The 23,725-nt window shown below is 59.4% G+C and carries 14 protein-coding genes; 4 read left to right on the forward strand and 10 right to left on the reverse strand.

Annotated features, from left to right (window positions below; genetic code table 11):
- Nucleotides 1-39: 39 nt before the first annotated feature.
- From LOC68_RS25125 to LOC68_RS25135, 3 genes are all read left to right on the forward strand, one after another.
- A complete protein-coding gene (locus LOC68_RS25125; protein ID WP_230224112.1) occupies nt 40-2,946 on the forward strand; it encodes a Gldg family protein in 2,907 nt (968 codons plus the stop codon).
- 78 nt (nt 2,947-3,024) lie between these two features.
- Nucleotides 3,025-4,752: a DUF4340 domain-containing protein gene (locus LOC68_RS25130; protein ID WP_230224114.1), complete on the forward strand. Its 1,728-nt coding sequence runs from the start codon at nt 3,025-3,027 to the stop codon at nt 4,750-4,752.
- Between the two features lie 248 nt (nt 4,753-5,000).
- Complete coding sequence (locus tag LOC68_RS25135; RefSeq protein ID WP_230224123.1) at nt 5,001-6,641, forward strand: M60 family metallopeptidase; 1,641 nt, start codon at nt 5,001-5,003, stop codon at nt 6,639-6,641.
- Between the two features lie 20 nt (nt 6,642-6,661).
- Here LOC68_RS25135 and LOC68_RS25140 read toward each other — a convergent pair whose 3' ends face one another.
- The 6 genes from LOC68_RS25140 to LOC68_RS25165 all read right to left on the reverse strand — a co-directional run bounded on the left by LOC68_RS25140 (nt 6,662) and on the right by LOC68_RS25165 (nt 16,237).
- Nucleotides 6,662-8,839: a tetratricopeptide repeat protein gene (locus tag LOC68_RS25140; RefSeq protein WP_230224131.1), complete on the reverse strand. Its 2,178-nt coding sequence runs from the start codon at nt 8,837-8,839 to the stop codon at nt 6,662-6,664.
- 88 nt (nt 8,840-8,927) lie between these two features.
- A complete protein-coding gene (locus LOC68_RS25145; protein WP_230224133.1) occupies nt 8,928-9,914 on the reverse strand; it encodes a hypothetical protein in 987 nt (328 codons plus the stop codon).
- A 65-nt stretch (nt 9,915-9,979) separates the two neighbouring features.
- Nucleotides 9,980-10,378, reverse strand: coding sequence for a 30S ribosome-binding factor RbfA (rbfA, locus tag LOC68_RS25150; protein WP_230224135.1), 399 nt, complete (start codon nt 10,376-10,378; stop codon nt 9,980-9,982).
- A gap of 149 nt (nt 10,379-10,527) precedes the next feature.
- Nucleotides 10,528-13,401 carry a translation initiation factor IF-2 gene (gene infB / locus LOC68_RS25155; RefSeq protein WP_230224137.1) on the reverse strand — a complete coding sequence of 958 codons (2,874 nt, stop codon included), beginning with the start codon at nt 13,399-13,401 and terminating at the stop codon, nt 10,528-10,530.
- Nucleotides 13,402-13,605: 204 nt separating this feature from the next.
- A complete protein-coding gene (nusA, locus tag LOC68_RS25160; RefSeq protein WP_230224139.1) occupies nt 13,606-14,880 on the reverse strand; it encodes a transcription termination factor NusA in 1,275 nt (424 codons plus the stop codon).
- Between the two features lie 157 nt (nt 14,881-15,037).
- Nucleotides 15,038-16,237 carry an ABC transporter ATP-binding protein gene (locus LOC68_RS25165; RefSeq protein ID WP_230224141.1) on the reverse strand — a complete coding sequence of 400 codons (1,200 nt, stop codon included), beginning with the start codon at nt 16,235-16,237 and terminating at the stop codon, nt 15,038-15,040.
- Between the two features lie 247 nt (nt 16,238-16,484).
- On the opposite strand from LOC68_RS25165, the gene LOC68_RS25170 reads away from it, so the two are divergent.
- Nucleotides 16,485-17,621 (forward strand): hypothetical protein, encoded by a 1,137-nt coding sequence (locus LOC68_RS25170; RefSeq protein ID WP_230224143.1) that lies wholly within the window; start codon nt 16,485-16,487, stop codon nt 17,619-17,621.
- A gap of 246 nt (nt 17,622-17,867) precedes the next feature.
- On the opposite strand, the gene LOC68_RS25175 is transcribed toward LOC68_RS25170, so the two are convergent.
- From LOC68_RS25175 to LOC68_RS25190, 4 genes are all read right to left on the reverse strand, one after another.
- Nucleotides 17,868-18,110 carry a hypothetical protein gene (locus LOC68_RS25175; RefSeq protein ID WP_230224145.1) on the reverse strand — a complete coding sequence of 81 codons (243 nt, stop codon included), beginning with the start codon at nt 18,108-18,110 and terminating at the stop codon, nt 17,868-17,870.
- Between the two features lie 29 nt (nt 18,111-18,139).
- Entirely contained in the window at nt 18,140-21,172 is a 3,033-nt protein-coding gene (locus LOC68_RS25180; RefSeq protein WP_230224147.1) for a PAS domain S-box protein, read from the reverse strand.
- A 412-nt stretch (nt 21,173-21,584) separates the two neighbouring features.
- Entirely contained in the window at nt 21,585-22,064 is a 480-nt protein-coding gene (locus LOC68_RS25185; protein ID WP_230225193.1) for a cupin domain-containing protein, read from the reverse strand.
- A 115-nt stretch (nt 22,065-22,179) separates the two neighbouring features.
- Nucleotides 22,180-23,496 (reverse strand): NPCBM/NEW2 domain-containing protein, encoded by a 1,317-nt coding sequence (locus LOC68_RS25190; RefSeq protein WP_230224149.1) that lies wholly within the window; start codon nt 23,494-23,496, stop codon nt 22,180-22,182.
- Nucleotides 23,497-23,725: the final 229 nt, after the last annotated feature.

Raw genomic sequence — 23,725 nt, forward strand, 5'->3', positions numbered from 1 at the left:
GGCAAAGCTCACGACTTTCCCCAACGCATTGACGCAATCATGGCTTGGATAAACGCAATTACGCTGGTCTGCTTCGACCTGATCTTCGCGGGCGCCTTCTTCGTCGCGATGATTCCGCTGCTGTTAGTCAAGCAGGCCGCCTACGCGGTGATGAAGCGAAACTTCAAATCGTACTTCAGCAACCCGACCGGCTACGTCTTTCTGGCGATCTTCGTGCTGTTGACCTCGATGGCCGCGTTCTGGCCGCACGAGTTCTTCAACGCCAACCTGGCGAACCTCGCCCAGCTGAATCAAAACATCGCGCTGATCATGTTGATCTTCATCCCGGCGATCACGATGGGTCTGTGGGCCGATGAACGTCGGCAAGGGACGGATGAACTGCTGCTGACGCTGCCGGCGACCGACTTTGACATCGTGATGGGCAAGTACCTCGCGGCGGTTGCGGTCTTCAGCGTCTCGCTCCTTTTCTCGCAGTTCTGCAACTTCCTGGTGCTGAACGCGTTGTCCGAAGGGGATATGGACATCGGCCTATTCCTGACGACCTACATCGGCTACTGGTTTATCGGCCTGGCGATGATCTCGCTCGGTATGGTCGCGTCGTTTTTGACCAACAACCTGACGCTCGGCTTTGTGATGGGGGTGTTGATCAACGCCCCGTTCGTGATGCTGCAATACGCCGACGCGTTCGTTACCGGCGCCGGGTGGATTCAGTTCTTCAGCCAGGCGAGCATCGGCCGCCAGTTTGACGACTTCGGCCGCGGCGTCGTCAGTTTGTCGTCGCTCGTCTACTTCATCATGCTGACCGTCTTCGGCGTTTATCTCAGCATGGTGCTGATCGGCCGCCGTCACTGGCTGGGCGGCAAAGATGGGGAGTCGCTGCTGGGGCACTACATGCTGCGGACAATCTCGCTGGTCGTGATCGCCAGCTCGGCGACCTTGTTCTTCGTGCTGCACGATCAGCGCTGGGACGCGACCGCCGGTAAGACCAGCTCGATTTCGCCGCAAACGATGAAGCTGATTCGCAACCTCGAATCGGACGAACCGGTCCGTATCGAAGCGTTCATCAGCGCCGACGTGCCGGAGTCGTACGCCGAAACGAAGAGCGATCTGATCAACTACCTGAACGAATTCCGCGGCGCCAGCGGCGCCAAGATGGACGTCTTCATCTACAACGACCTGGAGCCGTTCAGCGAATTGGCCGAAAAGGCTCGCGAACAATACGGCATCATGCCGGTTCCGGTGATGGGTGAAACCCGCGGCATCATGCAGGCGAAGGAGATCATCCTCGGCGCCGCCGTTCAGCGCGGTTTGGAGAAAGTGGTCATTCCGTTCTTCGGCAACCGTATTCCGGTTGAATATGAACTGGTCCGCTCGATCAGCACCGTGACCGATCAACAGCGCAAGCGAATCGGCGTGTTGACGACCGACGCGATGCTCTTTGGCGGCGTTCGCCCTGACCCGAACAGTCCGTTCGGCGGTTTCCAGAATGTGGCGAAGCAGCGGATCGTTGACGAACTTGAAAAGCAATACGACGTCGACGAAGTCGATCCGAACGAACCGATCGATCCGACCAAGTTCGACGTGCTAGTGGCGGTTCAGCCTTCTAGTCTAACGCAGCCGCAGTTGGACAACCTGATGACGGCGATCAAGGCCGGCGTTCCGACCGCGATCTTTGACGACCCGGTCCCGCTCGCGATGAACCAGGCGCCGCCGATCTATCAACCGAAAGCTCCGCTCGGCAGCGGGATGTTCGGTCGACAACAACCGCCGCCCCCGAAAGCGGACATTCGTCAGCTCTGGAGACTGCTGGGCATCACGCTGAGCGGCCAGCAGCTGATTACCGATCAGTATTTCAACGCCGACGTCATCTGGCAGAACTACAACCCGCATCCAAAATTGCGAATAGGCGGCGGACAGATTACGCCGGAGTGGGTCTTCGTCGACAAGTACGCTCCTGGTTCCGAGGAGGCGTTGCCGACCCTCAATGCCGACATCGACGTCACGCAGAACCTGAACGAAGTCCTCTTCGTTCTGCCGGGCGCCGTTATTCGCAGCAAAGATTTTCCGCAGTCGATGACCTTCACCCCGCTGATCCGGACCGGCACGCTGACCGGTACGGTCACCTTGGACGGTCTGCTGCGGCGCGCCAATAACCAAGGGGGCGGACACGTTCTGACCGGCGAACAATACACGCTCGCCGCGTTGATCGAAGGCATTCCGGCCAGCGAAGTTGATAAGCTCGCCGACCCGAACAAGAAGCCAGATGCGAACGCCAAAGCGACGCCGATTCGCGTGGCGATGGTCGCCGACATCGACTTGCTGCACAGCGCGTTCGTGAGCCTTCAGTCGGAAAAGAACGACCAGGTGGAGTTGAGCCTCGACAATACGAACTTCGTTTTGAATTTGCTCGACAACCTGGCCGGCGACGAACGCTTTACCACGATCCGCGGCAAGAATCCTCGCTTGGCCCGTCTGACGATGGTCGACACGATGACCAAGAATGCGGTCGAAGAAAGCACGCGCGAAGAAGAAGCGGCCAAGACCGCGTTTGAAGCGGAGCGAAAAGCGAAAGAAGAAGAAATTAACAAGCCGGTCGAAGAGTTGCAGGACCTGATCGCCAAGTTGCAGCAAAAACAGGCGACGCAGACGCTGACCGCGGAAGATCAGATCGAGCTGACCAAACTGTCGACGCGGGTTCGCGAACAAGAGTCGGTCGCCAATCGCAAGCTGCAAGTCGAAGCCGAACGGATCTCGAAGGAGTTGCAAGAGAAGCAACAGCAGATCCAGCGCGATCTCGATCGCCAGGTGCTGAAGACGCAGAACACCTTCAAGATGTTCGCCGTCGTACTGCCGCCGATTCCGCCGATCCTGGTCGGCTTGATCGTCTTCGTCATCCGTCGCATCAAGGAACGCGAAGGGCTGTCGAAAGACCGCATCGTCAAGTAAGCGGACACGTACGAACTTTATTCGCCAATCCTATTTCATTCACTAGCGCCGAACGTCCCGTCTGGGGAGTCAGAAGCGATGAACGAACTTGTTAAAACGTCGATTTTTGTGGGAATCGCCACGCTGTTTACGATCGGAGCGATCGCTTCGCGGCCGGTCTTGGCGCCCAGCAATCCGCAAGATGAAGTCGGCAAGCCCCTCTTCCCGGAATTCACCAATCCGGATCAAGCGGCGAACCTCTCGATCACGAAGTACGACAGCGAAATCGTCACGCTCAACACGTTGACGCTCGAAGACAGCCCGACCGGCTGGATCGTTACGTCGGAAGGGGGCTATCCGGCCGACGCGTCGGAGCAAGTTCGTGCTGCCGCGACGGCGCTGATCGACTTGAAGGTGATCGACGCGTTCGACGCGCTTCCGAGCCAACTGGCCGAGTTTGGTCTGGTGAAGCCGGACGTTGAGACGCTCGACATTACCGATAGCGGCGTCGGCGAGTTGGTGGTGATCGCCGACTCGAGCAAGAAGCCGCTCGCCGAGTTGATCATCGGCAAGCAGGATGCGTCGCAACCGGCGATTCGTTACGTTCGCATCCCGAGTCGCGATCGCATCTACGTCGTCGAGCTCAATCCAGAAGCGTTTCCGATCGAGTTCAAAAAGTGGATCGACAGCGATCTGCTCGAGCTGAATCCGTTTGACGTCACCCAAATGACGTTTGGCGATTACAGCGCCGCCCTCTTGCAAGGGAACGGCTCCGCACGCATCGACCGCGCTGATCGGATGGAAGCGGTCGTCGACTACAGCGATATCGACAACAAGTGGACCCTCAGCAGCTTCCAGCTGCCGCAGAACGGGCGACTCGCTCCGGCTGAACTCGGTCCCGGCGAAAAACTGAACGAAAACGCCCTGACCGCCGTTCGCACCGCGCTCGACGAGTTGCAACTGGTCGACGTCGTGAAGAAACCGGCCGGCCTGGCCGAAAACCTGAAGGTGGAAGGACAGTTCAACAACGAAGGGCTTGATACGCTGATCCTGAACGGTTTCTTGCCGTACGGGACGAAGCCGATGAAATTGATCGGCGACAGCGGCGAAATCAGCATCCATACGAGAGACGCCGTGAAGTATCGCTTGCTCTTCGGTAAGGAGCAGGATGGGGGCGCCGACGGAACGCGACGCTTCCTGATGATTCAGGTCGAACTCGATCGCGCCGCTTTGGGAGCGCCGGAGATGACCGCGGTTCCCGAGTTGAAAGAAGGGGACGGCGTCGATGTGAAGAAACTCGCGGAAGAAATCGCCGCGATCAAGCTGGCCAACGATCGCGCCTTGGACGCCTATCGCGAAAAAGAGAACGCCGCGATGCGGAAGGTCTTTGAAATGAATTCACGATTCGCCGACTGGTACTACGTCATTCCGAACGAACAGTATCAGAAGATCATGCTGTCGAAAGAGAGACTGATCGAATCGCCGGCCGGCGCCGCAGCCGGTCCGAAGCCGAATCAATCAGGCGTGCCGCTGATGTTGCAAGGTTTGCCGGGCGCCGCCAAGCCGCCGGTGACCCAGCCGCCGGTCCAGTCGATGCAGCCAGCGACGAAGCCGGCCGCAGAAGAGGCGAAGCCCGCCGACGCAGGTAAGCCGGCTGACACGCCGGAGAAACCGGCCGAGGAAAAGCCGAAGAGCGAGGAAGCGCCGAAGAGCGAAACTCCGGCCGAAGAGAAGCCTGCCGCTGATGCGCCAAAAGCGGAAGCGCCGAGCGCAGAAAAGCCGGCCGAACCTGCGACCGAAACGCCGGCGCCGGAAGAGTCGAAGTAGTTGCGACTTCTCTTCTGTTCGCGCTTGTGTGGCGAATGTTGAAAGCGAATTTCGAGGCGATAAAACGCCTCGAAATTTTTTTGCGCGGGCTTGTTCAAATTCGTCAGCGATCCTTCGCTTTCCTACCTCTGGCTGAATGTACTAGCCGCAAATCGATTGAATCGAGGGGAGCCCTTTGTCATGATGCAAGTCGACGTTGCGTCGACGCGCTTCCCTCCTGCGACCATTTCTCGGGTGACGATTCTCTCATGCTGCGATTCGCCGGGCTCCTTGCGGCCCTTCTTTGTTGTCATGGATTGACCAGTTCTACTTTGGCCGCCAACGCCAATGAAAAGCTGACGCCGACGTTGCAAAAAGCGACGCGGGACGAAAAACTGACGGCTGAAGAGTTTCTTGCCGTGAAGAAGGCGCTGATTGCCGAAGCGAAACGAAGCACGCCGTCGAGCAAGGAAATGACCGACCTGATCGAAAAGCTCCGCGAAGCGCCGGCCGCGAAGATCGGTCCTGATCGCAAGAACCATTTGAAGGTGCTGGACAACACGCTGGTCAGCCTGCGGGCGATCTACGAGGGAGAACTCGCCGGTCAGGTACTTCCTCCTGCGAAGCTACAGAAGCACCCGTCGGCCGATCTCTTTCCTGGCGCCATCGAATCGCAGATTCGGTTTGCGACTCACAATTGCGAAATCAACGTCAATGCCTATCGCTGGCAAAGCACCGGGCTGTACGCTCCGCCGGGCGTGGTGATCCGCGTGACGATTCCGGAAGAATTCGTCGGCGCAGGATGGAAGGTTCGGATCGGCTGCAACTCGACGACGATCGACGCGCCGAAGCATCTGACGCTCAAACGTTTTCCCGATATCGATCGCGTCTACGATTTGAGCAAAGGGACGACGCCGATCGCTTCGTCGTTTGGCGGCTTGATCTACATCGAACTCCCGCTGCCGAAAGCGAAGGAGTACCTTGGCCGCGATAGCGACATCTATAACCTGGTCGACAGCTACGATCCCCCTGCCCCGCAGCTTTGCACGGTGCAAATGACCAACGTCATTCAGGCGCCTCGTTACGTGCACGGCGTGACGAACGTCGGCGAGTGGCGTGCTCAGATTCGCAACTATCCGGCGCCCTACGCCGAGATCGGCAGCGGCAAGGTGATCTTCATGATCCCGTCCCATTTCGTGCGTGAGTTTGATACGCCTGATCTGATGATGAACAAATGGGATCAGGTGATCGACGCGATGAGCGAGCTTTCGGGACGTCCAAAAACGAAGCCGTTCCCGCATCGCGTGCTGATCGAACCGCACATTAACGCTGGGGCCGCGTTCGCCAGCTACCCGATCAACGTTCCTTACGGCTGGGCCAGCGACATCCTGAAAGGAGAGCCAGGCTGGGGGATGGGGCACGAACTGGGGCACTTGCACCAGCATCGCTCGTGGACCTACCAAGGCTGCGGCGAAGTGACGGTCAATATCTTCGCCATCTACTCGCTGACCAAAGTGAACGGCAGCGTGCCGGACCGTGGAACACGGGAGAAAGCGATTGCCGACGCTCGCAAGTATCTCAGCAAGCCGCTGGCGGAGCGAAGCTGGATGACGGTGAAGGGAGAGTTGTTCGAGCGGCTCGCCTTCTACACGATTCTGGAAACCGAGCTTGGCTGGGAACCGTTCCAGCAGGTCTTCCGCGAATACCGCCGGCTGCCGCTCGATCAGCATCTGAAGTCGGACGTCGACCGCGCCAGCGACTTTATGATCCGGATGTCGAAAGCGACGAACAAGGATCTGGGGCCTTACTTCGTGCAGTGGGGCGTGCAGGTCAACGACGAAGCGCTCCAGAAGACAAAATCCTATCCAGCGTGGGAGTCGGAGATGGTTCGCGAAACGCTGAAGCAGTAGCGGCGTTTGGTTGGCGCCGGCTATTTCTTCACGGCCGGCGTCGCGTTGATCTTCGCTTCCAGCGACGCTCGTTTGTCGGCGTCCGCTTCCTCGGTCAGCAGCGTAACCGCTTCTTTCCACGCGTCGACCGCTTCTCCTTCGCGACCCGCGGCGGAGAGAGCGTCTCCCAAGTGCTCTAGCAGCACCGGATCAGGCTCATTGATCTTGGCGACCGCTTGTTGCAGTTGGCCGATCGCTTGATCGTAGCGGCCTTGGCGGAAATAGGCCCAGCCAAGGCTATCGCGGTAGGCGGCGTTTTCCGGTTCGGCGTCGACCGCCTGTTCGAGCATCAGCGTCGCTCGGCCCAGATTGCGGCCTCCGTCGGCCCACAGATAGGCGAGGTCGTTCATCGCGCCGACATCTTCCGGGAATTCATCCAAAATCTGTTCAAGCCACTCTTCCCGCTGCTCATCGTCCTTGGCCAGGGAGGAGAGCATCAGCCGAGCTTGTCGCAGCACTTGGCGGGTCGGGGCGTCTTCCCGATTGTTGTCGAACTGCGCCAAGAGGCGACGATAGCTCCGATCGGCTTCTTCTTTTCGATCGGCGTAGAACAAGATCCAGGGAACGCGACTTGCCAAAGCGGCGGAAGAGGAGTCGAGGGCGATCGCTTTGCGCGAAGCGGCGAGCGCCTCGTCGTAGCGATCTTCCATCGCCAACAGCGCGGCGAGGTAGTCGTACGTCGCGGCGCGTCCCGGCTTCGGCATCTTGGCGGCCGATGCGGTGCGGAGCGCCTTTTCGCCCAGGTCATACTTCTTGGCGACCATCCAGGCCAGAGCGAAGTCAATCTGCGATGGCGCCGCGGAGACCGGATCGATCTGCGACGCGACATCAAGCCACTTCAGCGCCTCTTCCGACTGATCACGCAAGTGACGAATCTGGGCGATGGCGAGCGCCGTCGGCAGAGTGACGCCCGCGTCCGACTCGCGCCGCTTCTCGGCCGCGGCGACCAGCGCATCGACAGCGACGTCATCGGCGGCGATCTGCTCCAGTTCCGGTTGCAGCGACGAAAGGTTGCGGTTTCGTTCGGCGACGGTACTGAGCGTGTTGAGCAGCGCGTCCCAGTTGTGCGTCTTCCAATAGGCGAGCGTCAGCATTGGGTAGACGGTGCGGCGGGGAGATTTTTCGAGATGGGGCTGAATCAGGGCGATCGCCTGGTCCCAGTGCTCTTCCTCCAGTTGCAGGTTCGCCAGGAAATAGGCGAGGGCCGCGTCGTCGGGGTTCGCCTCGGATTGCGGCGTTAGTTCTTGGAGCAGACGCTGGCGAACTTCCGCTGCGGACGACCCTTGCTTGGTCCAGATCTGTTGGAGCAAGCGATAAGGAAGCTCGCCGGCGGCGATGTCCCGTTTGGCGGCGATCACCCGCTGAACGCGCTCTTCGGCCGCAGCAAGACGATCGGCGGCCAGGTCAATGCGGGCCAACTGCAAGTCGAGCTGTTCCGGTTCGGCGTCACCGATGGCGGCACGAAATTGCTCTTCCGCCGCTTCGTAATCGCCGCTGCTGAGAAAGGCCTCGCCGATCGCGCGGCGAATCGTCATCCCGCTTTGTCCGCCGTTGGCCGACATGATCGTGTCGACCTCAGGAAGTTTCTGGTCGATCAACGCTTGGATCGCAGTCGCTTGCTCAGCGGCGCGGGGAGCGTCGTCCAGTTTGGTGTAAAGATCGAGGAGACGAAGCCGAGTCGCCATCAACTGCGAATTCGCTTTTCGCTCGGCGAGTCCTAGGACGGCGCGTTCGTAAAGTCGAGCCCCGCGGGCCAGATCGCCGCTTTCGACAGCGTACGCTCCCATCAGGGAGAGAAAGTCGTCCGAGGCGTCTTCCTGGCGATCGACCAGCAGCAAAGCGTATCGCGAGCCTTCTTCCATCCGCTTCTGAGAGAAGGCGACCTCCACGATCGCTTGCAGGATCGCCTCCGATTCAGGGGCCAAGCGATGGGCCCGCTGGAAGCGGCGCTGGGCGGCGGAGAGTTTCTCCCGCTGCTGAAGCATCCGCCCTTCGATCAGCAGCGCTTCCGTCGCGGTCCGATTGGCGTCCGCTTCGGTCGGCTGCTGACGAGGAACGAGCACCGGCGGAAGCTCCGTCGGCAGCGTTTGAGCGCTGGAGGTCAGCGCGTGCGAGCAGATTCCCAGTAGCGCCAAGCCAAGTAGTAGCGTGCGTGTCATGCCAACTGCAGTTTGAATCGTCGAAAGAGAATGGGCCCTGCCCTGCTCCTCTATTCTAGACCATCCTGCCGTAGCCGACCAATTGCGATTACTTCGGCTTCCGTTTGATGGCGCCGGTCGATTTTTTGGCGACCTTTTTCTTGACCGGCTTTTTCTCGGCAGCCTTCTTTTCCGCCGGCTTCTTTTCGGCCGCTTTGGCGGGCTTTTCGGCGGCTTTCTTCTCGGGCGCCTTCTTTTCGGCGGGGGCGGCCTTCTTCTTGGCCGCTTTTTTCGTCGGCTTGGCGGCCGCAGGCTTGGGGGGCTTCTCCGCCGCAGCCTTTTTGGCGGCGATCTTGGCCGCTTTGGCTTCGGCTTTTTCGACTGCAGCAGCTTCGGCGGCCGCTTCTTCCTTGGCGGTCGGGCGCTTGGGGAAGCGAGTCTTGGCGTCTGGCGCGATCTCCAGGATGTGGTCACGGACCTTCTTGGAGTACGGGTTGGCCATGAACTCAACCGCCAACTCGTGAATCAGCGAGCTGTACTCGACTCCCTTGGTCTTCGGGATGGCCCGTTCGACGCCGGGGACGCTGTTCTTCTTCGCTTCGGCGTCGGTGATGATACCGAGGACCCGCATCAGTTCGACCAGCGCGTCGTCGGTCGGAACGGCATGTCCGCCGAGAGCGTTCTGCGTGACGTAGCCGACGACGAACTGCGATACGCCGTTGAAGCGTTCGATCTGCTTGATCGCTTTTCCCTGGTTCAGCTTTTTCAGGCTTTCCAGGTCGAACGTGTAGAGCGATTCAAAGACGTTTTGCAGGATCGACTTCAACTTGGCGGCCGAAGCTTCCGGCTGCGGCAGTTTGGCGCAGACTTCCGACAGTTCGACCAGCGAGGTAACGCGGACTTCGTTCCAGTCGTAGTAGTTGTTGACCAGCACGCTGAAGCATTGCTCGGCGGCGGCTCGCGGGGAGTTCTCCAGCAGCGCCGCAAACGCCAACTGCTCGAGCAGCGGCCGAGAATCAGCTTCGGCCGGCGTGTAATGTTTCTTTACGACTTTGTGGCTGGCGGTGATGAGACCGGCGCGGTTGGTAGCGGCCATGGCGATTACGTCGTATGCTCCCGTGGTGTGTTTCTAAGGCGAACGCCTGCGTGTGTAGAAGTCGCTTATTCCTGAGGCTCGGTCGACTCGTCGTCGCTCTCTTCGTCTTCCGGCTCCTCTTCCTTCGGCAGCACGTCGCGCAAGATGCGGGCCACCTCGATCGAGTGCTTGACCCCTTTGTCGATGACGAATTCGAGCTTCGGCGTATAGCGAGTTTCGATTCGGTCGTTGATCTTGGCTTGGAGGAAGCCGGCCGAACGCTGCAGCGCTTCGAGGCACTCGGCTTGCTTCTGTTCGCTCCCCATGATCGAAACGTGCACCTTGGCTTGGCGCATGTCAGGGGACATTTCGACGCCGGTGACCGTGACGCCGGAGACGCGCGGATTGCGCAGCTCGGTCAGGATCGCCATGCTGACGACTTCGCGAATAGCCGAAGCGGCTTTTAATAGACGGCGTGAACTCATGTTTAAAATCCGGCGAGCGACCCTCGTCGCGGCCTAAGCGACGGCGCAGCGAAATCAGGTCTTCATTCGCTGCGCGGGCCGTGCGGAGCGCTAAGCTCCGAAAGTAATAAAGTCGAGCGGCGCCCCGACGGCGCCGCTCGACAGGTTGACTAGTCGAGCGTACGAGCGATCTCTTCGACCTTGTACGCTTCCAGGATGTCCCCTTCCTTGATGTCGTTGAAGCCTTGCAGTTTCATACCGCATTCGTAGCCTTCGCGGACTTCTTTGGCGTCATCCTTTTCACGCTTGAGCGATTCAAGCGGATAGTCGCCGATCGTACGACCGTCGCGATTGACGCGAATGCGGCAGCCGCGTTCGATCGTTCCGCCCAGCACGCGGCAACCGGCGATCGAGCCGAGTCGGCTGACCACGAAGACGCGTTGCACCAGGGCGCGACCGAGTTCGTTGATTCGCTCTTCCGGCTTCAAGCGGCCTTCGAGCAAGGATTTGATCTCTTCCGTCGCTTTGTAAATGATGTTGTAGCGACGAATTTCGATTCCCTTGTCGTCCGCCATCGAGCGAGCCGCTTCGTCGGGGATCACGTTGAACGCGATGATCACCGCGTCCGACGCTTCGGCCAACGTCACGTCGGCCACCGAGACGGCGCCAACCGCGGCTTGCAGCACGCGAACTTTGACTTCGGGGTGATCGAGTTTCTGCATCTCCTTTTGGAGAGCTTCGATCGAGCCTCGCGTATCGGCACGCACGATGATGTTGAGCGTGGTGACCGCGTCATTTCCGCCCAAGGTGCCCGATTCGAGCCGTTTCTGGAACTCGTCGAACGAAATCTTGACGGTATGAACGCCAAGCGATTCGCTGCGATTGCGATCGGCGCGCAGGCCAGCGATTTCACGCGCCTGGGCGATGTCGTCCAGCACGTAGAACTTGTCGCCGGCGCCGGGCGCCTGGTCGAGACCGGTAATGTTGACCGGCGTCGAAGTCGGCGCTTCGGTCAGACGCTTACGCGGGTTGAGCGTGTCGTACATCGCTTTGACGCGGCCAAACGTATCGCCGCAGACGATGACGTCGCCGACTCGCAAGGTACCGTTCTTAACGATGATCTTGGCCAACACGCCGCGATCCGATTCCTGTTCCGATTCCAAGCAGACGCCGACCGCCGGGCGATTCGGGTTCGCCGAGTATTCGTGCAGTTCGGCCGTCAGCAAGATCGTTTCCAACAGGGCGTCGATACCTTCGCCAGTAATGGCGCTGGTTTTGACCACTTCGACGTCGCCGCCCCATTCGGTCGGCAACAGGCCATGCGTCGAAAGTTGCTGCATCACCTTGTCGGGGTTGGCGCCCGGCAGGTCGATCTTGTTGAGTGCGACGATGATCGGCACTTCGGCCGCCTTCGCGTGGCTGATCGCTTCTTCGGTCTGCGGCATGATGCCGTCGTCGGCCGCGATGATCAGCACTGCGATGTCGGTCACGTTGGCGCCGCGAGCACGCATCGCGGTAAACGCTTCGTGACCCGGCGTATCGACGAACGCGATCTTCTTTTCGCCCTTGTCGATGATGTAAGCGCGGATGTGCTGGGTAATGCCCCCCGCTTCGCCCGACACGACGTTCTGGCCGATGATCTTGTCCATGAGCGACGTCTTCCCGTGGTCGACGTGACCCAGGAAGGTGACGACCGGCGGACGTTCCACCAGCGAATCGGGATCGTCTTCGGTCTCCTCAATCTTGGTGATCACTTCGTCTTCAATCGACAAAGCTTCCTTCAGATTGATTTCGACGCCATGTTCGGCGGCCAGGTATTCGGCGGTTTCGGTTTCGATGACCGTGTTGATGTTGGCCATCGTGCCGAGCGTCATCAAGGTCCGCAGGATCTTGATGGTGGCGATGCCGGTCGCTTCCGAGAAATCGCGGATCGTGCACGGCAGTTCGAGTTCGACGTTGGACTTGCGCGGCGCGGCGGTATTGACCCCCTTGCGCTGCATCTTCGCCCGCGAGCGACGACGCATCCGATCGCCGGAATCCGAGTCCATGTCGCTTGGCTTCTTGGTGCGGCGACCGGCGGCGCGAGCTTCGCGACCTCCGGCCATCGCGGCCAGGCCCTTCGACTTGGTGGTGCGGCGGCGATCTCCCGAATCGCCTCCCTCTTCCGTATCAACTGGCGAGATATCGACGGGCCGACGTTCTTTGTCCTTCCGCTTCTTCTCGTGCTGCTTAGTGAACTCTTCCAGCGGCGCCTTCTGGCCCGCCTTGGCGCCTTGGATGGCGGCCTTCGGCAGCTGCATGATCGGCTTTTGCGGAGCCGGTTCGCCACCCTTCTTCGCTTGTGGAGTCGGCGGAGCGGCCGGAGTCGGCATCTTGGCGAACTTCACGCGGGTGGTCGGCGCGACCTGCTTCGGCTTGTTCGCTTCGCGTTTGCCACCGGCTTCGCCCGGTTCCGGGCCACGACCGCCGCCGAGCACACGGACTTTGCCGCGAGCGCCGCCGCCGGGAGCGATGTAGTCGTCGCGGCGAATCGCGTTGATTTCGCTCGAATCTTCTGCGCCCGCAGGAGTCGCTTCCGGAGCTTCGAATTCGGCCGGTTCCACCATCGTCGGTTGCGACGCAGCCGGAGCTTCGGTCGACTCGACGGCGGGAGCTTCGGCGGCCGGCATTTCGACGCTCAGCTCTTCTTCCGGCAGTTCCTCAACGCCGGCGTCGGCAGGTCGCGCGGTGCGACCATGGACGGCCAACGGAGCGTTGCCGGAGCGAATGGTGCGAATCTCTTTCGGGCGGCCGGTCTGGACGGGGCGTTCCTCGCGGATCGGCTGTTCGATCGCCGGTTCCTTCGAGTCGCTGGCCGCCTTCGGCTTGCGATCTTGCTTCTTACCGCCGCCGGAGATGTAAGACTTGACTTTCTCGAGCTCTTCGTCGGTCAAACTGGCGAGCGCAGAGCCCTTGCCAGTGACGCCGGCGCGATTGCAGATTTCGACCAGCTCTTTGCTGTCGATATCGAGCTCTTTCGCTAACGCGTAGATACGTATGGGCACTTTGGCCTTCCTGTCATTGCCGGTCGAACGATTTCGTGCCGGGCTTCCGGTTACCGCTTATGTCATCCCTTATTCTCCGCTAGTGGAGTAGCTCTTTGGGCAACCTTCAAAGAGCCGTGGCGTTACGCTTCCGTCGCCGACAAGGCGACGGTCATATGTCTTGGTATCGTCCTGCGACATGACTGTCGTACGTCGTAGCCGGGGCTACGACGCATCTCCCGAAGGAGCGTCATCGTCTGCAGGCGGAGTCGCCGGCGGAGCGCTGTTGGGCGCTGAGCCAGGATTTTGTTGGTCTGAGCGGTTGCGGCGGCGTTCGTTTTCGAGCGCCCGTTCCGCTTCCATGCCGCGAGTTTCCGCTTCGTCGCGAATCCGATCGACCTCGTCTTCGGTGTACGTGCCCATCGCCATCAAGGCGTCGGATTCGATCACCGAAAGGTCGTCGTACGACAAAAAGCCTTCGCCGACCAGTTGTTCGGCGACGCTGTCGGTGATCCCTTCAATTTGCATGAAGCCGGTCACCGCACGGTCAATTTGCTCTTCAAGCTCTTCGCGGAGCATGATTTCAATATCCCATCCGCACAGCTTGCTCGCCAGACGGACGTTCTGTCCGCGGCGGCCGATCGCCAGCGAAAGTTGATCTTCCCGCACCAGGACGATCGCGCGTCCCATCATCTTGCAGAGGATCACTTCTTCCACTTCGGCCGGCTGCAGCGCGTTGGGGATCAGCGTCTCCGGATCATCGGTCCAGCGAACGATATCAATCCGTTCGCCCGACAATTCGTCGACGATGTTCTTAATGCGATTGCCGCGGACGCCGACGCACGCGCCGACGCAGTCGACGCGCTGATCGCTGCTGTCGACGGCGACCTTGCTGCGGTAGCCCGGTTCGCGGCTGATGTTCTTGATTTCGATGACGTTGTCCGAGATTTCAGGAATTTCCTGCTCGAACAGACGCTGCACGAACTTCTTGTTGGCGCGGCTCAGAACCACTTTGACGCGGCTCCCTTGCTTCCGCACTTCCAAGACGATCGCACGTACGCGGTCGTTGGCGTGGAACGATTCGCCCGGAATCTGTTCCGATCGCGGCAAAATCGCTTCGACGTTCCCCAACGCGACGATCGCCGCGCCCCCTTCGGCGCGATGGACCGTACCGTTGACCATTTGGCCAACCATTTCGTCGTATTCGTCGTGCAGCGAGTCGCGTTCGGCTTCCCGAATCTTCTGGATGATCACCTGTTTGGCGGTTTGAGCGCCGATGCGACCGACCGTTTCTTCCGGATCGACCGCAATGCCGTCAATGTGACCCGAGATCGAGCCGTCCTGACGGTCGATGTTGATCACCACCTCCGAATCTTCCGAGTGGTACTTGCGCGTAGCGGACACCAGGGCCGATTCAATCGCCTGGAATACGACCTCTTTGTCGATATTCTTGTCGCGGTGAATCGCGTCAACGATCCGCAATACCTCGGACGGGTTCATGTTTCCTTCACCTTCACCGAAATTGGCGTTTAGTCGGTCTCAACTCGTCGGAGACCTAGGACCAAAAACCAAATAACCGACACCCTCCGCCTTGGCCGTCTCTTTAAAAAAAGAGTCGACGAAAACGACGAGCCCCGGTTTCTGGAAAAAATCGGGTTTACTTCGCTGCGGCTAATCGCAAGTTGCGACCAGTATCCCCAGCGAACAAATGAAGCTGTTCCGGCGAAACGGCCAACTGGATGGTTCCCCGAGGGGTCCCGATCCGAGCATCCGCCTTCACAACCAATTCTTGCGTCGAGCCGGCCAATCGACAATGCAGCAGTTCCGCATCCCCCAGCGACTCGACCATGCTGATTTCGGCTTTGCCTGCGTCGATCAAGCCGAGATCGGCCAATCGCTCGGGAGCCTCATCTGCGAACAGGGCGACATCTTCCGGTCGCACGCCCAGTTCGACTTCTTGGTGGTCCAGTACTGCCGGGTCGAAACCCGCTTGCGTTATGTCAATCGACAGCCCGCCGCCGACGAATCGGATTTGCGAGTCAGATCGCTCGATCTGGCCGCGAATCAGGTTCATCGGCGGAGAGCCGAGGAAGCTCGCGACAAAGCGATTCGCGGGGTTGCGGTAGGCCTCCATTGGCGCCGCCGCCTGTTGAATCACTCCATCCTTCATCACCGCGATTCGATCCCCCAGGGTCAACGCTTCCACTTGATCGTGGGTCACGTAAACCATGGTGGCCGATAACTGGCGATGCAGTTGTTTCAGCTCTCGTCGCATTTCGACCCGCAACTTGGCGTCCAGGTTCGACAACGGTTCGTCGAACAAAAACAGCTGCGGATCGCGAACGATCGCTCGTCCCAAGGCGACGCGTTGCCGCTCGCCTCCAGACAACTCTTTCGGCAGACGCGACAGCAATTTGGCGATGCCCAAGGTCTGGGCCGTACGCTCAATTCGCTGCGGAATCTCCCGCCGACGGGTTTCCAACTCAGCCGCCGCTTGCGGACGGACGATCCGTCGCACCAGCCGCTCTAGCCAGTTGCCGCCGTAGCGGAGCTCCAGGCCAAACGCCATGTTTTTGTACGCCGTCATGTGCGGGTACAAAGCGTAGTTCTGGAACACCATTGCGACGTCGCGGTTTTTCGGCGCCACGTGAGTGACGTCTTGGCCGCCGATCCAGATTTCGCCGCTGGTCGCGTCCTCTAGTCCGGCGATCATTCGCAGCGTGGTGCTCTTTCCGCACCCACTGGGACCTACCAAAACCAGGAACTCGCCGTCGGCGATCTCCAAATCCAAGTCGCGAACCGCCGGGTGATTGGTGGAGTAAGCCTTGCTCACTCGTTTCAAGCTAACTTCGGCCATGCCGTCTCACGCTGAGTCAGCCTGCAACTTCCCCGGTCATTTTCACCCCCTTTTCTGCGTGAAAGAGGCGAAAACTGTTTCAAGCACACAACTTAGTGTCAGTCGCAATCCGGTCAGGATACCGGTATGCGGGTCTGCTGTCAAGTTGCCGAGCGCTCGCCGAAACGCCGCAAACAGGGCGAAAAAGAGGGAAACGGATCCCGCGAACCGGGGGCAGGCTGCAATTGGCTTAGGGGATAGGTCCGCAATGGTCGCTTCCGACCCTGGCTTGGATGCCGATGCGTGCCGCTGGTTGCGACTTTTCGCATTGAGGAGGAAATTGTCGCCCAATGGTCAGCAGAGTCAAATTCTTGCCTCAATCGGAAAGCGAAAAAGCGGTGAGAAAGCGATTTCTGGATTTGCGTTTCCCTGGCCGCTAGCGGCGGTTATGGTGGGGGCGAAAACATGGGTCCTAGTTTGCAATCGCCATATGACAGATTCCGCTTCCCAAAACGGATCGCCGTACGTTCCAGACGAAGCGGAACTGCCCGCCGCTAGAGAAAATGGAGCGAAACGACGCTTCTGGCTCGCCTGCCGGATTATCGGGGCATGTTGGTTTTGTTTCTTTAATCTAGCCGCCGCTTTGAAGTTGGCGTCGAAAGTTGGTTTGGAATCGCCGGCGCATTTCCAGGCCCTTTTGCTAGGGCTGTGGTGCGGCGTAGGAACAAGTCCACTTTGGGTCCGAATTTTGGTGGTCGCCCTATCGTCCTTCTATTTCGACTGGATGGATGACCAGCCGATCAAGCGCGAAGAAGGACTTGGAGGGGTACTTGGGTTGTTGGTTTTGTCGACTGCTTTGGAGAGCGGGCTGTTCCGAGGGTTGCTAGGTCTAATTGCTCGGCGACGTTGGGGACAATTTTCCCTCTTTGAGATTTTGGCGACGATCGGTGCGACAAGCCTGGCCATCATGATGTGGCGAACGCCGGTCGAGCGTTTATTACAAGTGATGTCGATCGAAAAATATCCAGGCCTCGTCGGGTTGTTCGTACTGTGGGGACTTTGCGTCTCGCTGCTTAGCTGGGCGACGTTTTACGACGATCCCAATCACCGGCGACGAGCGTTTTACGGAACGTTACTAGTGGCAATTCCATGGATCGGAGGCTATCTCACGTTTATTGGACTGATGACCGGATGGCGCACGATTGAAATCTGGGGATGGGTGTGGTTTCTCGCACGGATATTGCCCTTTCTTTGGCTGACCGTTTACTCGGCCGAAGCCGCGTTTCACTGCCTCGGAATGCGGCTCACCAGATCACTTGATCAAGATGATGCGCTGATTGGAGTGCGGTCGACGCAGATTGCCGTGAACGAACCACTGGATCTAGAATCCGAATTGTCGGAGTAGTTCGGCGCGATTGGCGTTTCGCCAATACGCTGGAATGCCTGCGGCGACCACGTTCAGAATTACATGCCGACTGAAGCCGATCTGTGGACTGCATGGGAAGACGTGCAGGTTGTTCGTCGGGGGCACATCGTGGAGATCGCGAAGGGGGTTGGCGCTTGTTTGTTCCGGCTCAGCAGTTTGCTGATCGTCATTCGATTGCGGCCGCATTTCCCTCGTTTGCGCTTCGGGCTACTATATCGCCCTCCCCTACTCTTTCGGCTCCTGGCAAGCGAGCTCAATGAGCGCCAACACCGACTCTTTCAGCGGTTTAACCCCTTCTTCCTGAATCACGGCGTAGATCTCGGCGAACTCTTCGGGATCCGATTTGACGCCGTCGAGCGCTTGGAAGCCCATCGTGACGACGCCGAGGTGCGACTTGATGTCGTGGCCGAGTTGCCGGAGTTGTTGGCGGCGTTCGGCGGAAGAGGATGCGGAATCTTCGGCGGTCATGGATATTCTCTTGATCAGGAAATCGTCAATTAAGCGTCGCTCGACTCGATGCTGGCGAACAACTGCTGCAGGTCGCTCGGCTCGGCCGGTTTGACCAGGTGATGATTGAAGCCTGCTTCGGCGGTCCGCTGCCGGTCTTCATCTTGTCCCCAGCCGGTCAGTGCGACCAGGACCATTTTCTGTCCCCAAGGCTGTTGGCGAATGAAACGCGCCGCTTCGTAGCCGTTCATTCTCGGCATCCCGAGATCCATCAGCACGATGTCGGGCGCAAACTCTTCGGCGGCGGCGATCGCCTGCTCGCCGTCGTCGGCGGTCGTCACGTCGTTGCCCAGCATTTTCACCACCATCTTCAACATGGTCGCGGCCGCTTTGTTGTCGTCCACGATCAGCACTCGCAACTTCTTGCGTTTGGGAATCGCGGCTAACTCGGCCGGCGATTCTCGTTCCGGCTCGCCGCTGATCGGCAAATGGACGCGGAATTCGCTGCCTCTGTCGGCGCCGTCGCTATGTACTTCGATGGATCCCTTATGCAATTCGACCAGTTGTTTGACCAGCGTCAGACCGATGCCAAGCCCGGAGTATCCCTTTTCCAGCGGGCGATCGATCTGTGCGAACATCTCGAAGATTTGTGCCTGTTGTTCAAATGGAATGCCGACGCCGTCGTCTTTGACCGAGACGATCACTTCGCCGTCTTCGCACTGGGCGGTGAGCGCAATGTGGCCCCCATCGGGCGTGTACTTGGCGGCATTGTTCAGCAGATTGGAAAAGATCTGCGCAAGCCGGTTCAGATCAGCGTTGAGCGTCACCGGCTCGTCCGGCAGCGATACGGTCAGCGTATGATTCGCTTCGTCCAGGAACGGCTGCGTCGCTTCGACCGCGCTGCGGACCGCTTCTTCCAGTTTGATCTCGCGGGTCCGTAGCTCCAATTTGCCGCGAGTGATTCGCGAAACGTCGAGCAAGTCGTCGATCAGCCGCGCCATTTGCTGGGCCTGGCGTTCCATCGTGCTGAGGACTTTAACGACCAGGTCAGGATCGTGCTGCGCCGACTTGAGCACTTCCAGCCCAGTGCGGATGGGCGCGAGCGGATTGCGCAGTTCATGTCCGAGGGTCGCCAGGAACTCGGTCTTCCGCCGGTCCGCTTCCGACAGGTCGGCGGCGATCTGGCGAAGTTCGTCTTCCAGCCGTTTCCGCTCGGTCTGATCGCGCATCACCTTCATGAAGCCGAGCAGGTTTCCTGCGTCGTCATGTAGCCCGGTCGTTACGCCAGCGGCCCAGAAGCGACTTCCATCTTTGCGCTGCATCCAGCGATCGTCGCTGGCGCTGCCGACCGCCGCCGCTTGATCGAGTTCGGCCTGGGCGATGCCGCATTGCAGGTCTTCCGGCGTGAAGATCAACTCGACGACGTTCTGGCCGATAAACTCCTCTTCGTCGAAGCCCAGGACCCGCTGAACCCCCTCATTCCACGAAGTGGCGCGTCCGTCCGCGTCGGTCATGAAGATGGCGTAGTCCTGCACTTGCTCGACCAGCGTGCGGAATCGGAGCTCGCTTTCCTGCCGCTCGATTTCGCTTTTGCGACGCTCGGTAATATCGGTGAACAAGATCGCCACATGCGGGCTCCCTTCCTGACCGACTCGAAACGCATAGACGTCGAACCAGCGGCCGTCGAGCGCTTTCGCCTCTTGAACGAAGCGAATCGATTCGCCCGACGTTGCGACCTGTCCGTACGTCTGGAACCAAAGTTCTTCGTGGTCGGGCGCCAGCTCGCGCATCCGTTTGCCGATCGCGTCGACCAGGCCTGTCTGCTTTTCGAACGCAGGATTGATTTCCAAAAAGCGATAATCGTTCGGTTTGCCGGCGTCGTCAAACAGCATCTCGATGACGCAGAACCCTTCGTCGATGGTGTTAAAGAGCGTGTGGTAACGCTCTTCGTGCATGCGCGATTCTTTTTCGATCGAGCGGCGCTGCGAGATGTCGCGGAAGACGAGAACCGCGCCGACGATCTGGCCGGAGGAGTCTCGAATCGGCGCCGCGCTATCGTCGATAAAACGCTCGGAACGATCTTTGGCGATCAAAATGGTGTGGTTCGCCAGACCGACGATCATTCCTTCACGCAGCGCTCGATCGGCCGGATTCTCGACCGTAGCCCGGGTCGTCTCGTTGACGATCTCAAAAACGGCGGTCAGGGAGCGTCCGCTCGCTTCCTTGTTCGTCCACCCGGTCAACTGTTCGGCGACGGGATTCAGAAAGGTGATCTTTCCCGCGGCGTCGGTGCTGATAACCGCGTCGCCGATGCTGGTCAGCGTGATGTGAAGCCGTTCCTTTTGCTCGGCGAGAATCGCGGCCGCTTTCGCCTTTTGGCGGATGTTGCGCACCGCGAGATAAAACGCGACGCAGACCGAGGCGATGCCGAGCGTCGCCGAAAGGAGGATCGTCGCGATCGCAGTCCGAAAGCTCGTCTCCGACTGCTGTGCGCGCCGCCGCAATTGGTCATGCTCAAACTGCTGCATTTCGTCGATCGACTGACGGACGTTTTCCATCAATCCGCGGCCGATATCGCTATCGACCAATTTCAAAGCGGCCTCGCGATCGCCGCCGTTCATCAGGTCGAGCGTCCGCTGCAATTCATCCAGCTTGTCGGCGACGTTTCGCTCCAGGCCTGGCATTCGTTCTTGTTGAACGGTGTCGTCGGCGATCGCAGTTTTGATCTTGTCGAGTTGCGCGGGGACTTCAGCCAGCGCGGCGTTGTACGGTTCGAGATACTTCTTGTCTTCGGTCAGCAGATAGCCGCGCTGGCCGGTTTCGGCGTCTTTGACCAGCGAGAGAAGGCCTTCGAGTTCGGCGATCACCTGCTGCGTGGCGAAGACGCGGCGATGGTTGTCAATCAAACGAACGGTGTTGACGTAGCCGAGGATGGCGCCGGCCAGCAGAATCGCCAGGGCGATGCCGAAGCAAAAAAAGGCGATTTCCCAACGACGCTTACGCCGCTGGATCGCGTGGGATTCTGAAGAGGGTTGACTGCCGTCGAATGGAGAGGGCATTGAACTGGCGGGCTCGAGTTCCATGTCCGTCGTTTCTCGCCGTTGCGCACGGCGAGCCGAACGTCGCTATGTTTAATAATCGCTCCTGTACGTCTGACCTGCCTCAGACTGCAAAACCTAGACTGTCGCCCGAATGTCTAAGCTGGCTAACGCTTTAGGATAGGGGATTGCGTTAAAAAGTCTATGGGCGCACAGGAAGATCAAGCGGACGATTGACGCTGCGGTTGCACGGATCTTCCCCAAAAAAGAGGGAAACAGGGCCATTCTATGGGGCGGCCGACTCCAATTCCTCCGCTTTTTCCGCCAGCGGGGAGGTCGCCGGCGTTGAACCGCGCGAGGAGACGTTGCCCCGATTTTGAAGCTGACGCCGTCGCGACATCTTTTTCCCTAGGCGAATTTGCGATGGACCGACAGTAATTTGTTGCGCGTCGATGGCTTACTGTGGCGGAGGCAGTATTTCCACACCGTAGCGCGGCGCCGCTTCCAGCAGCTTTTGGATATCTTCTTCGGTCGGAGGTTGCGGCTGATCTTCTTCGGAGGCGAGCAGCTGTCCGACTTCCAAAAACATTTCTTCCAGCCCCGCCGGAGCGACGGTGATCAGCATGCGGGCCGGTTGATCGCTTTCGTTTTTAAAGCAATGCCGACTGCCGATCGGCATGTTCAAAAAGCAGCCCGGCCCGGCGATGATTTGTTCATCTTCCAGCGTGAAGGTAATCTCTCCTTCCAAGACGTAGAACGCTTCTTCTTCGCGGCGATGAATATGCGGAGGAGGTCCGCCGCCGAGAGGAACGGTCGCGTCCATCATTGCGTAAGTTCCGCCGGTCTCTTCGCCGGTCGCCAGCAGTCGATAGGCGTCTCCAACAACCGCAACTCGTCTTCCTTGACCTTCGGGGCGAATGGTCGCCGCGTGTTGCATTTCCACCGTTCTTCTCCTCGCATATTTTTGCGTCGACTCTTTCCAACGTGAAGGTCGATCTAGCTCAAATCGTAGCATCTGCGCGAGACGCTGACGATCTGGGGTCGGAGCCGAATTAATCAGCCCGGTGGAGCGTCGGCTCGCCCCAGACGGTCAAATTGTGGAGCGGATTCGACTCCGGGTGCGGAATCGTTTGCAACACCAGCGATACGACGTCGCTATCCGGCAGCGGAACGTCGAGCGATTGGGGAGGATCGGTTGGCGTCAGATAGTCGGTCCGAGCCGCTTCTTTGCCGTTGATGATCACGGCGAAAGCGACTCGCCCCGCTTCGCCGGCGGTTGGATGCAAACCGACGCGGCAAGTAAAGCGATCGTAAACGCCGCCGGGGCCAAACTTGTACGGCAGCGCGTAGGGAGTTCCCATCCCCAGACCGAAGCGAATCTCACTTGGCTCCTTCTCCGCGGCGAAAGCCAGCGGGTGAAGATTCCGCTCGGCGTCCATCGCCTGGTTGATCAGATAGGGAGTGACGTAATAGGGATGCGCGATCATCCGCATCGTCGCGTCCGATTCCCATGCGGTAAGCGGTTGACTTGCCAGTCGCTCCACTTGCTCCGGCTCGAAACGTTGCGTGTGCAGGCAGAACGCCGTGTAGAGAATGTCGGCCGTATGCTTGGCATTGTAGATCGCGGCGGTTTGTCGATGCTTGTCGGCCAGTTCCGTATCGCCGGCCAGGTTCGCTTGCATCAGCGGGATGATCAACCCGGCCGCGTGTGCTCGGAGCAAGCGTTGCCGCTGATAGATCTGCGCCGCCGCTTCCGGCACGCTCGTTCCCAGAAGTTGCGGCTCGTAATCCGATTCGGGAATCACATAGTTCCCAATGTCGGCCACGCCGCCGTAGCCGAACAGAAAGTTCTTGTTCGCCATCTCTGGCGTCGGCGGCAGCAAACGGCGGAGAGTCGCTTCGTCGATCGGGCTGCTGTGGGCGCACGGACAACCGGGATCTTCGTTCCAATGACAAAGCACGCCGAGAAACTTCAGCGCCTCGTCCGGCTCGTTCGCCGCCAACTGGTCGAGCGCATTCTGGAGATACCACTGCATGTCGGGAAGGCTCGCTTCAATCGTGCCGACGTCATGCAGGCTCACACGAACCGGCGGAAGGCAATAACGATCGAGCTCCGGCGACTTGCCGCCGGCATGACGATCTTGCAGCGAAGTGTAGTCCGAGCGGAGACGCTCCCAATGCTCCTCGGCCAGTAGCTCCTTTTGCCAATCAGGCAAACTTGCAACCGCCCAGCTTCGAATCAGCTTGTGACCTCTTCCCCAGCCATAAGCGTTGTCGGCCAGCGGCGACAGCAACGAGCAGGCGACCAGAAACAGGCCAACGCCTTTCCGGCGGACGAGTCGGTACGCGGCGCTTCGGATCAGGTACATCGGCGTCAAAGCTCCTAGTGGCGAGAAAAGCAGAGCTGCGTTGGATCGAAGCGGCGTGACGGCAGGCTTCGATCGGCGGGGAAGGAAAAAACGGCGGGAACGACAAGGCGGGGAAGTTGGCGGTGCGAAAGCCGCCCCTTTATCCTAGCAGGGAACGTGGGAATATCGAGAATCGACGAATAAGTTTTGCGGAAGGAGTCGGATTCGACCGCCAAATCTCCGGAATGCT

It is taken from the genome of Blastopirellula sediminis (genome assembly GCF_020966755.1).
Taxonomy (GTDB): domain Bacteria; phylum Planctomycetota; class Planctomycetia; order Pirellulales; family Pirellulaceae; genus Blastopirellula; species Blastopirellula sediminis.

Bases quoted from the DNA above. Each gene is read 5' to 3' on its own strand.
- LOC68_RS25145 (WP_230224133.1), bottom strand. From the start codon at position 9,914: ATGGCCGCTACCAACCGCGCCGGTCTCATCACCGCCAGCCACAAAGTC.
- nusA (WP_230224139.1), bottom strand. From the start codon at position 14,880: ATGAACCCGTCCGAGGTATTGCGGATCGTTGACGCGATTCACCGCGAC.
- rbfA (WP_230224135.1), bottom strand. From the start codon at position 10,378: ATGAGTTCACGCCGTCTATTAAAAGCCGCTTCGGCTATTCGCGAAGTC.
- LOC68_RS25165 (WP_230224141.1), bottom strand. From the start codon at position 16,237: ATGGCCGAAGTTAGCTTGAAACGAGTGAGCAAGGCTTACTCCACCAAT.
- LOC68_RS25125 (WP_230224112.1), top strand. From the start codon at position 40: ATGGCTTGGATAAACGCAATTACGCTGGTCTGCTTCGACCTGATCTTC.
- LOC68_RS25170 (WP_230224143.1), top strand. From the start codon at position 16,485: ATGGTCGCTTCCGACCCTGGCTTGGATGCCGATGCGTGCCGCTGGTTG.
- LOC68_RS25185 (WP_230225193.1), bottom strand. From the start codon at position 22,064: ATGCAACACGCGGCGACCATTCGCCCCGAAGGTCAAGGAAGACGAGTT.
- LOC68_RS25190 (WP_230224149.1), bottom strand. From the start codon at position 23,496: ATGTACCTGATCCGAAGCGCCGCGTACCGACTCGTCCGCCGGAAAGGC.
- LOC68_RS25140 (WP_230224131.1), bottom strand. From the start codon at position 8,839: ATGACACGCACGCTACTACTTGGCTTGGCGCTACTGGGAATCTGCTCG.
- LOC68_RS25180 (WP_230224147.1), bottom strand. From the start codon at position 21,172: ATGGAACTCGAGCCCGCCAGTTCAATGCCCTCTCCATTCGACGGCAGT.
- LOC68_RS25175 (WP_230224145.1), bottom strand. From the start codon at position 18,110: ATGACCGCCGAAGATTCCGCATCCTCTTCCGCCGAACGCCGCCAACAA.
- LOC68_RS25135 (WP_230224123.1), top strand. From the start codon at position 5,001: ATGCTGCGATTCGCCGGGCTCCTTGCGGCCCTTCTTTGTTGTCATGGA.
- LOC68_RS25130 (WP_230224114.1), top strand. From the start codon at position 3,025: ATGAACGAACTTGTTAAAACGTCGATTTTTGTGGGAATCGCCACGCTG.